Here is a 13,361-nt window from a genome sequence, read left to right as displayed (position 1 = left end):
TTGTAAGGATGGGCTAATTACACCCCCACTTTTTTGTAATTTTCAAACGTATTCATATTAACTAACCTTGTATAAATATTTTTACATCATCTTCCACATTAGTAATTCCAGCTATTCCAAAGTTGTCTACTAATACCTTAGCAACATTTGGAGATAAGAATGCAGGTAATGTTGGTCCTAGGTGAATATTTTTAACACCTAAGTATAAAAGTGATAATAAAACTATTACAGCCTTTTGCTCATACCAAGCTATATTATAAGATATAGGTAATTCATTTACATCATCAAGCCCAAATACTTCTTTAAGTTTTAAAGCAATTACTACTAATGAGTATGAATCGTTACATTGTCCCGCATCTAAAACTCTTGGTATTCCACCTATATCTCCTAAATCAAGTTTGTTATATTTATACTTTGCACATCCAGCAGTTAATATAACTGTATCATTTGGTATAGCTTTAGCAAAATCAGTATAATAGTTTCTTGATTTTGCTCTACCATCACAACCAGCCATTACAAAGAATCTCTTTATAGCACCAGATTTAACAGCATCTACAACCTTATCAGCAAGAGCTAATACTTGGTTATGAGCAAATCCTCCTACTATTTCTCCCTTTTCTATCTCTGTTGGAACCTCACATCTTTTAGCCATTTCTATTATATCACTGAAATCTTTATTTCCATTTTCATCAGCATTTATATGTCTACATCCAGGCACTCCCGAAGCTCCTGTTGTAAATAATCTATCCTTATATGAATCCTTTGGAGGTACCACACAGTTTGTAGTCATTAATATAGGTCCATTGAATTTTTCAAATTCTTCTGTTTGCTTCCACCATGCATTTCCGTAGTTTCCTGCAAAATGAGAATACTTTTTAAATTCCGGATAATACTGTCCAGCAAGCATTTCACTATGGGTATATACCTCTACTCCAGTTCCCTCTGTCTGCTTCAACAATAATTCTAAATCTTTTAGATCATGCCCTGATATTAATATACCGGGCTTATTTCTAACACCTATATCAACTTTAGTTATCTCTGGATGTCCATAAGTTCCTGTATTAGCTTGGTCTAATAGAGCCATTCCATCAACACCATATTTTCCAGCTTCCATAGCAAGTGCCACTAAATCATCAGCAGTTAAACTATCATCAAGTGTTGCCGCTAAAGCCTTAGCCATAAAACCATGAACATCTTCATTATTGTATCCTAAGTTCATAGCATGCTTCATATAAGCTGATAATCCTTTTAATCCATAAATAATAAGTTCTCTTAAACTTCTCACATCTTCATTTTCTGTTGATAATACTCCAACAGTCTCTGCTTTTATATCAAATTCAGCTTCTGTAACCGCAGACCAATCTGTTGCATCACCAGTTACATTTCCACCAGCTTCTTCAACCTTAACCTTTAATTCTTCTCTCAATCTTAAAGTTTCTTTAACTCTATTTATGATAGCATCTCTATCAAAGTTAGCATTGGTTATTGTAGTAAATAAGTTTTCAGTTATATACTTATCTACCTTAGAATCTATAACTCCTACCTTTCTTCCCTCATTACTTACTATCGCAAGTCCTTTACTTGCATAAACTAATATATCCTGTGACTTAGCTACTGATTCATTCTTACCACATACCCCTCTTACTGTACACCCTTTACATCCTGCAGCCTCTTGACATTGATAACAAAACATACCCATAGTTAACTCCTCCTCATTTATATTATGTTTAATTAATTTTCTTATGTTGTGTTGCTATGAGTAAAGTTTACTATATTAGTAGAGTTTATTCCGTAACATAGGTTCCCTAAATGAAGTTTTTAAGATATATTTATGAAAATATCCTCATTTACTTTATTTTCATATGAAAAAGTAACTTAATTTGAATACTTAAAAGTAAAAGTAACTAAAAAGTAGCCACCAAACTCATTGAAGTATATTCTACTCTCTTAGCTTGATGGCTATGCCTACTACTCTATATTTTTATATTTCTCTAGTATATTCTTTTAACCATTCTTTTTCGTCTTCATTTAAGTATAGTGAAATCTTATCGTATACTGTCTTATGATACTCATTTAACCATGCTTTTTCTTCTATATTTAAGATGTCAGGGTTTACTGCATCTAAGTCTATAGGTACATAAGTGATTGGTTCAAAGTACATAAATTGACCATATTCATTTTTTTCACCTTTGCATACAATCATTTCGTTTTCAATTCTAACTCCGTAGGAATCTGCAATATATATACCTGGTTCATTTGTAAGAATCATACCTTCTTCAATTTGATGAATTTCATGTGCACGGTACTGCCATCTAAATCCTGTTGGCGCTTCATGAATGTTCATTAAATATCCAACTCCGTGACCTGTTCCATGATTAAAGTTCAAGTTATGGTTCCAGAACGGAGCACGTGCAACTATATCTAAATTCATACCATTACATCCATAAAGGAATTTTGCATTTGCAAGGCGTAGATTACTTTGTAAAGTTATAGTAAAGTGATCTTTCATTATTTGTGGTATTTCTCCTAGTGCAATTGTTCTTGTAATGTCAGTAGACCCCTCATAGTATCCACCACCTGTATCTGTTAGGAATAAAGATCCTTTTTTAAGTTCTATATTAGTTTCTGGAGAAGAAGTGTAGTGAACAATCGCTCCATGTGGACCAAACGCAGATATTGGTTCAAAGCTTGGGCGAATAAATCCTTCTTGTTCTGCTCTAAGCTCTTCTAGTTTATTAGATGCACTAATCTCTGTAATTGTTTCTTTGCCTATATTTTGTTTTAACCAATAAATATACTTTGTATGTGCTATTCCATCTTTAATATGAGCATTTTTTATATTTTTAATTTCAGTCGGGTTTTTCATAGCTTTAAATAAAACAGATGGATTTTCTTTTTCTACTTTTGTAACATCATTATTGATGTTATTATATAATGCATAATTTGTTCTAACAGGGTCAAGTAACAATACATTAGAACTAGTGAATTTTTTTGCTTCTTCATATACATCATTATACGGATGAACAGCTGTTACCCCATTTTTCATAAGCTCTGATATTATTTCATCGCTTAATTTATCTTTATTTATAAAAAGATGTACTTCATCCATTGTAATGATTAAATAGCTTAAAACTAGAGGGAAGAATTCAATATCATCTCCACGTATGTTCAGAGTCCATGCTACATCATCTAAAGATGTAATTACATGTGTATTTGTACCTGCATCTTTCATTGATTTTCTAATGCGTTCCAATTTAGAAGCTGTAGATTCACCAGTGTATTTTATATCAAGAGCAAAGGCGGGTTTTTTAGAAAGTGCTGGACGATTTTCCCATATATCATCAATTAAGTCACAATCATAGCATATAGATCCATTTTTGTTTTTTACAATTTTTTCATACGTTTGTCCTTCTCCCATTGAAATAACACGACCATCAAATCCAAGTATTCCTTTTTCAGAAAGTGTGCTTTCAATATATTCTTCTATAGTTGGAACATTTGGCTCTCCCATTTTAAATAATTCAACAGTTGTTCCTTCAAGTTGTTCCCCAGCTTGAAGAAAATATCTTCCATCTGTCCAAAGACCTGCATGATCCATTGTAATAATAGCAGTTCCTGCAGAACCTGTAAAACCTGTTATGTATTTTCTAGCTTTGAAATGTTCACCAACATATTCGCTTTGATGGAAATCGGCAGTAGGGACAATATACATATCAATATTTTTTTCTGCCATCAACTTTCTTAAATTTGTAAGTTTTTCAGATACTTTCATTATATTAATCTCCTTTCAACATTGTATATCTTCTAGTGCAAATTATAACATAAAATCTCTAAAAAAATATAACAATTAAGATAATATATGGGAATAAATATACAAAATAATTTCTTCTTAGGCATTTCATTATAGAAAGCTATTATAATCACCTACCTAAATTATATTTTGTATTTAGGTCAAATTCCTCTTCATAACAATAGCATCCAAATCCTTACCCGTCCAATTAAGTATAGTATCTTTAAACTTAACAAATCTATTTTTAGTCCAAAACTCAATTACTGAATCGTCATAATCAGCAACTACATCTATTCTTATACAATTACTTTTTAAAGATAATGCATATTTTTCTAACCCCTTATATATTAATCTTCCTAAACCCTTATTTTTATAATTATTATGTATCATAAGTAAAGATAAGTATGTTTCCTTATCTACCTTAAAATCTATTACTCCAACTATTTTTTCCGAGTTCATATCTACTATCTTACAGCATAAAAATCCAATTTCTTTCATAGACTTCAATTCTTCAATCATCCATTCAATTGTTATTTCTTTTTTATCCATATGGCTAATCAAAAAATTTTTATTAGAATTATAAACCTCAACAATTTCATTTAAATCCTTATTATTAAGTTCCTCTACTCTAAACCCATTTACCTTAAACATCATTTTAATCTACACCTCAATTTATTTTCACCCTTGTATAATATATAAAAGACAACTCCCATTTTGATTAATCCAAGAGTTGTCTTTTTACTTATTCATTAATATCTATTTTATTATCTTCTAAAGTATCCATTTTCTTTTCATCTAGATTATTTTCAAATTCTTCAATTTTATTATTGCATAATTTGTTTTCTTCTTCTAAACTTTTAATTTTCTTTGACTGTTCTTTTATTTTAAGCTTTAGTTTAATTTGTTTTATAAACCCTAGTAACATAACAATTATTGCACCTAAAGCTGCTGAAATCAGAATCACAAGAGCTTGAGAAATATTGAATTCAGCAAATAGAAAACTTATAACCACACTACCAGAATTTTGTACAGCAAATAATGCTACTAAAATTGCAAATATTAAAGAAATGATAAATCCCAATTGCATAAACTTCCCCCTTTACTAAAAAAACCATTATACATTATTTGGATTTCAGCTCAATTTTACTTATTTATCCTTATTTCATTACAATTCGACATTTATTTTTAAATTCCTTTTTAATTTTTCTGAGAATTAATATTATTAATTTATATATACTAGTAAATAAAAAAACTCAACGAGTCACATTTAACTCTTTGAGTCTTTTTAAATTATTTAATTTCAAATACCTTATCTAATCTTGTCAACTCAAAAATCTTCATAACTTTTGGATCTATTGAGTTAAGTGTTAAACTCCCATTTAACTCAGCGCACTTTTTATATATTCCTACTAATACTCCAAGTCCTGTACTATCAATAAATGTACAATTATTAAAGTTAAGTACAAAGTTCTTATTACCTTCGGTTATCAAATTATTCATATTCTGTCTAAATTCTGCTGCTTCATCTACTGCGAAATTTTCTGGTATTGATATTTTTACTTCATTCATCTATGTTCACCTCAAATTCTAAATTTTTCTACAAGACTATTTAAGCTAACCGCCATGGCACTAGTTTCTTCTGCACTAGCAGCTAAATTCTGAATTATAGAAGACTGCTCCTGAGCGGCTGCTGCAACCTGTTCACTGCTTTGAGATGTAGTCTCAGTAGTAGTTGCTACAGAATCAATAAGCTGTATTATTTGATCCGAACTTGCAACTTCATCTTTTGTTACATCTACAACTTGATTAACAGCATTACTTATTTGCTCTACTGCATGTATAATATTTATAAATGATTCATCTGTTTCTTTTGCTACAACTACTCCATTCTCGACTACTTGTTTCCCTATATTCATTGAACTAACTGCTTTTTCTATTTGAATTACCATCTCATTTACCAGTGAAGATATTTCATTTGATTCAATATTTGTTTGTTCTGCAAGCTTACGAACTTCATCAGCTACTACACTAAATCCTTTTCCATGTTCTCCAGCCCTTGCAGCTTCTATAGAAGCATTTAATGCTAATAAATTCGTTTGACTTGAAATATTATTAATTGTACTGATGATGCCACTAACTTTTTTAGAAAGATTATCTAATACTTTGAGTACATCTTGTGTTTCATTTGATACCTTACTAATATCTTCAATAGCCTTAACTGTCTCCTCAACTTTTATCCTTCCTTGTTTAGCCGTATTCATAGTATTATCAGAATTTTCCTTAGCTATAATTACTTTATTTTTTGCTATTTGAATCAGACTCGAAAGTTGAACCAGAACTTCAGATGTTTCAATTATTGATTTATTTTGGTTTTGTGCATTATATGCAACACCTTGTATATTATCAGTTATATGTTCTGTTGAGGCACTTATCTCTTCTGATGATGCTGCTAATTCTTCTGATGATGCTGTTAATTCTTCTGATCCACTTCTAACATGCTTTATTATATTTGCTTGATGATCAATCATATCATTAAAATATTCACCTAACACCTGTATTTCATCATTTGTATTTATATTCGATCTAACTGTTAAGTCTCCTTCTCCTGCTTTAATCATTAGTTCCTCTAAATTCTTAATAGGATTTATAATATTTTTAGTTGTTATAAAATAAGCTAATAACATTATAATTGATAAAGATAATACAATTGTTATTATTGTAATTTTTCTAATAGATAGTGCCGGAGCCATATATTCTTTGTAGTCAGCTGTTACTGCTACAATCCAATCATTAACAGGAGCAAATTTTACAAATTTATATGCCCCCTCATACGTATAGTATCCTTCACCAGCCTCACCAGACTTCATTTTCTTCACTAAAGCTTTTAACTCATTATTATCTATATCCCCTATATTTTCATTATATATTTTTTCTTTTTCAGGATGAGATATAAACATTCCATTTTTATCAATCATGTAAGCATAACCATTATCTCCTACTTTAACTTTTGATACACGACTTGAAATATTATCAAATTTAATGCTTGCGCATATTGTACCTACAACTTTACTATCAATTACTAAGGGATAAGCAATAGCTATTATAGGCTCATTAATATCTTTATCTAATATAACATCACTTTGAGAAAAAGATTCATTTAATGCCTTTTGAATATATTCTCTATCACTTAAATCAACATCAGACTTTTCATTTCTAGTACTCATAATTTCTTTACCAAATTCATCTGTAATATATAAAGAATCTATTCTGTCTTTATTTTCTTCTTGTAATTTTGATAAATATGTATATACCTCATGATTATTTTCATTATATCCAGCTGCTGTCTTAGCTATATCTAAATCATAGGTCAAAACTTGAACATACTTACTTACAGAATCTATATCTTGTTGTATAAACTCTGCTGTTTGTTCAGTAAGTTTTCTCAAATTTTCCTCAGTTGTATGCTGCATTGAACTCGAAGTCATAAAGCTAGAAGTAACTCCTAAAACAAGAAGTGGAATTGATATAAATATAAAAAACATAGAAATCAATTTGGTTTTCAAACTTATTTTCATTATTATCCTCCATTTACTAATTAGCATGAAGCCAATTTTTTATCCGACATTTAAATATTTTTGTATAATTAATTTATTCTCTTTAAACTCAATATTATCAGCAATACACTCTATAAGAAATAATCCTCTTCCACTATCATTTAATAAATTTTCATCTGATAGTTTATTTGGAATACTCAAACTTTTAAATCCATTACCACAATCCTCTATTTCAAATTCTATGTTCATATTATTATAAATATATCTTAAATAAATAGGCTTATAATTATCACTATTGTTTCCATGCTTAAAAGCATTTGTTAAAGACTCTGTAAGTATCAGTTTAATATCAAAACAATCATGTGAAATATTTAATTCATTAATAACATTATCAATAACCTGTTTATAATTATCTAATCCATATAAAACAAATTCATTTTTCTTCATTGTCATGCCAAATTCCACCTCACTCTATTTTATTTCTAATGCAAGTAATGTGCAATCATCTTTTATTCCTTCTACATCAGTTAACATATTATTCAAAGAACTTTTAATATAATTTTTAAATTCATCTATTGTACTAGTTTTTAAATACATTTCTTTTATTTCATCGTTATCAAATATAAAATCTAAACCATCTGTGAAAAAATAGAATTTATCACCTGATTTAAAATTAATTATCTTTTCATCAAATTTGCTATCTTCAAACATACCAAGAAATGGACCTTTTACAATTCTATTTTTAGTATCACATTTATTATCTTGATATATAAATTGATTAATCCCAGCTCCTACTATCTTTGATTCATTTTTTTTAAAATCAAAACTAAAACAACATACTGCTATATATCTTTCTCCTAAATATTTAACAGACTTTTTATTTAAACTATCGATGATTTTAGATGGATCATTATTAATCAAAACTTCTTCATTGAACAAAACATTAAATGCCGATATATTAAGAGCAGCTGTAATTCCTTTACCACTTACATCTCCAATTATCCCAACAAGTAAATCTTCATTTACTTTATGAGTATAAAAGAAGTCTCCACTAACTGTTTTTGCTGGTATATAAAGAGACTCCATATATACTTTATCCAATATATCACAAGGCTTTTTTAAAAGCTCTTTTTGTATCTTAGCAGCAGAATTCAATTCCCTTTTTCTTTCTGTAATATCTCTAATTATAGAAAGAACAGCTGGTTTCCCTTTATATATTAAATAACTTGAAGATATTTCTGCATCTATTTTTGTATTATCACTAAGAACAATTTTATAATCAAATGTAGTTTTTTTTATTTTATTTTTTAATATTTGATTCATTCTTTTATACATAGTTTTTGCAAAATCAGGAGAATATTGATATATATTTTGTCCAATAAGATTATTCTGGTATTTTAACCCCTCTTTATTTGCCAAAACAATCTCACTACCTACAGTAATAATTATAGCATCTGGGGATATATCGACAATTTGACGATATCTTTCTTCACTTTCTTTAAGTATATTCTCAAGATTCTTTTTATCCGTAACATCTCTTAATTGTTCAACAATAAATATCACTTGTCCTGAATCATCTAATACAGGACTGTATCTATATTCCAGGTATTTATTGATTTCCGGAATATATTTTTCTCCATATCTTATTTGCTTAGTTTTAATTGCTTCTTCACAAAGACAATCAGGGCATTTTTTATTCCTATTAAGCATCTCATAACACTTTTTCCCCTTAACTTCTTTATGGCTTTTTTTAAAGAAGTCATACCCCGCTTTATTATAAAATAAAATTGTATTATCAGGTTTGTATACACCTATAATATCTGAAATTCCTTTTAAAACTCTTTCTAAATCCAAGTTATGTTCATCTCCTATATTAAATAAACCGTTAATATGTTATTTTTTCTATAAATACCATCAATTCGTATTATAACATAATTCTTGAAAATTTTTGACAATTCACTTAAATAATTCAAGCATATATTATAAGTCTATTATGTGCTTTTATAACTTAATTCAACTTAATCTTTTATAATCTTCAACTCTTCTTCAATTACACCAATTCTTTGAGACATACTTTTAATTTTTTTGTTATCCCCCTTTATTTTAATAAATTAAATATTTAGCTCTTTCAACCTTAAATTTATTTAAATCACCTTGATAATAATCTACTATTTGCTCAGGAGTATACTTCATTTCAAGCAACTCTCCGTATTTTGAAGTTCCCATTATTTTTTCAAACATAATTATCTTTTTACCACTCTTTGGAACCTTAAAATTTGTTAAATCATGTGCATATGTTAAAGCATATGTACCTACCTTACAAGGATTAAATCTATGATAGTCTGTTACATTAAGTCTTGCTCCACCCTTATCTCCTTTGCTTTCTGGAATGAACTCTACACCTTCAAGATTTGAATTGTTTAAAAGTTCAGCAAACTTATTGCTATCTATTCCATCTCCACCTATCCAAGTAAATTTATCTCCTTGCCCTATTCCTGTTCCTTCACCAATACCAGTTGCCATATATCCAAAAGCAGATTCTATATTTGGTATATTAGGAGACGTCATAACCCATGGCAATCCTGTATCTTGATATATCATATCTCTACTATAATTTAGCATAGGCACAACAGTTAGATTCGCACCAATATTTCTATTAAAAAACTTAGCTAGTTCTCCAACAGTCATTCCATGAGACATAGGAAGATTATCTATTCCTACAAACGACTTATACTTGTCCTCAAGAACAAAACCCTCAACTTTATTAGCTCCTATAGGGTTGGGTCTATCAAGAACTATTATTTGTTTATTATACTTTTGAGCTGCTACCATACAGTAATTTAAAGTAGAAATATATGTATATGTTCTAGAACCGATATCTTGTATATCAAAAACTAAAACATCCACACCTTTAAGCATATCCTCACTAGGCATTCTAGTTTCCCCATATAAGCTGTATACAGGAATATTCATACTAGAATCTGTATAAGATTTTACATATTTGCCTGCTGGCGTTAATCCATCTAATCCATGCTCTGGAGTATAAATTGCTGTTAAATTAGTATTTTCATAATCGTAAAGCTTTTCAAATGTATTTTTACCTAAACTATCAACTCCAGTTTGATTAGTTACAATTCCTATATTTTTTGAATCTATTAACTCACTGTACTCGCTTATTAACCTTTCATTTCCTAAAACTACCTTATTATCTTTTAGTTGTTGTGCTGGATTTGAAGCAATCATAGACATTGAAATCAAAAAAGCAAAAAAAGTTTTCATAATACCTCCCCCAATTTTATATTTATTTAAAGTTTATCATTATTTTGCATTATTTGTAAGACATTAAAATATCCTGTACAACAATTTTGTACAGGATACTTTATATAAATTATTTTAATAATCTCTTCCTACTTCACTTTTTATAATATAACTGCTAACTACCTTTATAATCAAATCAAATCCTCCAGCAATAATTATACTAACTAAAGCCCATGCAAAAACTCCAGCAGTATTTAAATTTGCTTTTTCAATTTGAAAACTCGTTCCTATAGAAACTCTCGGTTGACTCAAAACCTCGGCTGCTATTATTACCTTTAAATTAAGTCCTATAGTAGCCGAGGCAACCGATATTAAAGAAGACATAATATATGGTATGTATATATCCTTTATAACTACGATTTTCCTTAATTTATAAATCCTAGCCATTTCTATAAGTTTTATATCAACATTTTGGATTCCTTGTATAACGGTAGAATATATAATAGGAAATATTATCAAAAATCCAACTAAAATAGGTGCTGACTCAGATTTTAACCATATTATAGCAAGAAGTATTATTGCCATAGTAGGAGTTGCTTTTTGAATAACTATTATAGGTCTTAATAAATAATATACAGGTTTTAAAAAAACAGATAAAATTCCTAGAATTAATGCTAGTATAAATGATATTGAAAATCCAATTATTACTCTAGTTAAAGTAGAAATTATTATTACATCAAAATCTTTAGATTTAATTATATTTATAAATTCAAAAAAAGTACTCTCAGTTGATGGTATCATTATTGGATTGTCTAACCATATAGAAAGAAATTTCCATAGCACTATAATAGATAATATAGAAATCATGGTATACAATCTATTTTGTGAAATAGAAGTCTTCATCTACGAGTTTACCTCCGACAAGCTTAGAATCATATTCAAACAATATGCTTAAATACTTTTCTATAGCCTCTTTCGCATTCTTAGAACTTACATAATCTATATTGCATCTTTGAATTGATTTTTCTACTATATTCTTAGAAAGTCCCATATCCAACTCTTCACAGTACTTTCCAGCTTCACTAGGATTTTGATTAACCCAATCTATAGATTTTTCATACTCATCTAAAAAACTTTTAACAAACTCTGGATGATTGTTTATTAATTTTTCACTAACTATTAAAGAAGCTTGAGGATAACTTGAATTTAACTTGGTATTCGTTTTCCACTCTTTTTGTAAATCTATTAAAATCTTACTATCATTTCTTTTTATCAAAGCTTTAGTAAGCATAGGCTCAGGCATTAATGAAAAATTACTTTTCCCTGAAATAAAATTTGTAGCTAGCTCAGAAGCACCTCCAAAATAATTCAATTTCACATCTTTATCAGGGTCTATATTGTTTTGAATAAGTAAGTATCTAAATATAGCATCAGGAGTTAATCCTCTTCCTATCATGTCTATTTCTTTACCCTTAAGGTCTCCCCAATTCGATACATCTTGATTTCCTACTAAATAAAAAGTTCCCCATACAGTAGATGCAGCTATCTTATAGCCAGAATTTTTATTATATAAGTTTGCAGCTAGGTTCGTAGGTACTATGAATATATCAGCCTCATTAGATAATATCTTTGAAGATAAAATATCGGTTGATTTTACACTTTCATAACTGATACTTACATTATTATCTATTGATGGATTTTCTTTAAACATTTTAATCATACTGATAGTAGGTGTTCCAGCAGGTGTAGCAACCTTAATATTTAAAGGTGTACTTTCTTTTTGTATCTGTTCATTAGTACTCGTACAACCTACAAATAATACTACAACTATGACTAATCCTAATATTAAACTTAAAATTTTTTTCATAACTATTCCCCCTTATTATTTGAAATTATCAGTAAGTCTATTATTCTATTTCTCACATCTGTAATATAATCATTCGTTAAACTTCTTTTGCTTTGATGAATATCAATATTAAAAATTTTTAATACACTAGTGGGTCTATTTGATAAAACTATAATCTTATCTCCTAACAGAACTGCTTCATCTATACTGTGGGTAACAAATAGTATTGAGTTTTTAGACTTGTCCCATAATTTTATTAAATAATCTATCATGTTAGCCTTAAGATTATAATCTAAGGACTTAAAAGGCTCGTCCATTAAAAGTATTTCACAATTAAAGTAAAAAGCTCTCGCTATTGAACACCTTTGCCTCATACCACCACTTAGTTTATTTGGATATGATTCTTCAAATCCATCAAGCCCAACATCATTTATTAAGTCCATTATTTTTTTGTGATTTTTCTCTTTACCTACAATAGCTATATTTTCATAAACTGTTTTAAAAGGCAATAATCTATCTTCTTGAAAAACATATCCCACACTATTCAAATCACCTATAATATCTCCTTTATCAGGTCTAATTAGTCCAGACACAATATTTAAAAGTGTTGATTTACCACATCCTGACGGACCTACTATACAGATAATTTTTCCTTTATTTATATCTAAATTTAAGTTGCTTAAAACATCTAAGTTATCAAATTTTTTATATATATTTTTTAGTTTGCAAATCATAAATATCTCCCTATAATTTTTCCCAATAATTTTTAATATCTACTATTATTTCTAAACACTCTCTTATTTTTCTGTCTCCTACTATCATATATTTTAAATTATATAATATTTTACATTTATTATCAATTTTACGATACTAATGCAAGTAAATCAATTTGATTTTTTCTAATATACGAATA

General features: G+C 28.7%; 12 protein-coding genes. All 12 read right to left on the bottom strand.

The window, feature by feature from the left end; translation table 11 throughout:
* Positions 1-61 precede the first annotated feature (61 nt).
* The 12 genes from hcp to Tmeso_RS11575 all read right to left on the bottom strand — a co-directional run bounded on the left by hcp (position 62) and on the right by Tmeso_RS11575 (position 13,182).
* Complete coding sequence (hcp, locus tag Tmeso_RS11630) at positions 62-1,699, bottom strand: hydroxylamine reductase (protein WP_099191379.1); 1,638 nt, start codon at positions 1,697-1,699, stop codon at positions 62-64.
* A 282-nt stretch (positions 1,700-1,981) separates the two neighbouring features.
* A complete protein-coding gene (locus Tmeso_RS11625) occupies positions 1,982-3,772 on the bottom strand; it encodes an aminopeptidase P family N-terminal domain-containing protein (protein ID WP_099191377.1) in 1,791 nt (596 codons plus the stop codon).
* A gap of 174 nt (positions 3,773-3,946) precedes the next feature.
* Positions 3,947-4,444 carry a GNAT family N-acetyltransferase gene (locus Tmeso_RS11620; protein ID WP_099191375.1) on the bottom strand — a complete coding sequence of 166 codons (498 nt, stop codon included), beginning with the start codon at positions 4,442-4,444 and terminating at the stop codon, positions 3,947-3,949.
* An 88-nt stretch (positions 4,445-4,532) separates the two neighbouring features.
* Positions 4,533-4,877, bottom strand: a complete 345-nt coding sequence (locus Tmeso_RS11615; protein ID WP_099191373.1) for a LapA family protein — start codon at positions 4,875-4,877, stop codon at positions 4,533-4,535.
* 203 nt (positions 4,878-5,080) lie between these two features.
* Entirely contained in the window at positions 5,081-5,359 is a 279-nt protein-coding gene (locus Tmeso_RS11610; protein ID WP_099191371.1) for an STAS domain-containing protein, read from the bottom strand.
* 11 nt (positions 5,360-5,370) lie between these two features.
* Entirely contained in the window at positions 5,371-7,365 is a 1,995-nt protein-coding gene (locus tag Tmeso_RS11605; RefSeq protein ID WP_099191369.1) for a methyl-accepting chemotaxis protein, read from the bottom strand.
* A 39-nt stretch (positions 7,366-7,404) separates the two neighbouring features.
* Complete coding sequence (locus tag Tmeso_RS11600) at positions 7,405-7,797, bottom strand: ATP-binding protein (RefSeq protein ID WP_242967918.1); 393 nt, start codon at positions 7,795-7,797, stop codon at positions 7,405-7,407.
* Positions 7,798-7,815: 18 nt separating this feature from the next.
* Positions 7,816-9,198 (bottom strand): SpoIIE family protein phosphatase, encoded by a 1,383-nt coding sequence (locus tag Tmeso_RS11595; protein WP_099191367.1) that lies wholly within the window; start codon positions 9,196-9,198, stop codon positions 7,816-7,818.
* A 249-nt stretch (positions 9,199-9,447) separates the two neighbouring features.
* Entirely contained in the window at positions 9,448-10,623 is a 1,176-nt protein-coding gene (locus Tmeso_RS11590; protein WP_099191365.1) for a DUF1343 domain-containing protein, read from the bottom strand.
* A 114-nt stretch (positions 10,624-10,737) separates the two neighbouring features.
* Entirely contained in the window at positions 10,738-11,505 is a 768-nt protein-coding gene (locus Tmeso_RS11585) for an ABC transporter permease (RefSeq protein WP_207653856.1), read from the bottom strand.
* Positions 11,480-12,469, bottom strand: coding sequence for an ABC transporter substrate-binding protein (locus Tmeso_RS11580; RefSeq protein ID WP_099191363.1), 990 nt, complete (start codon positions 12,467-12,469; stop codon positions 11,480-11,482). Before Tmeso_RS11580 ends, Tmeso_RS11585 begins: the two co-directional genes overlap by 26 nt.
* A 2-nt stretch (positions 12,470-12,471) precedes the next feature.
* Positions 12,472-13,182: an ABC transporter ATP-binding protein gene (locus Tmeso_RS11575; protein WP_099191361.1), complete on the bottom strand. Its 711-nt coding sequence runs from the start codon at positions 13,180-13,182 to the stop codon at positions 12,472-12,474.
* Positions 13,183-13,361: the final 179 nt, after the last annotated feature.

Source organism: Tepidibacter mesophilus (assembly GCF_002724055.1).
In the GTDB taxonomy this organism is placed as follows: Bacteria; Bacillota; Clostridia; order Peptostreptococcales; family Peptostreptococcaceae; genus Tepidibacter_A; species Tepidibacter_A mesophilus.
This window is presented reverse-complemented; position numbering and strand designations above follow the sequence as displayed.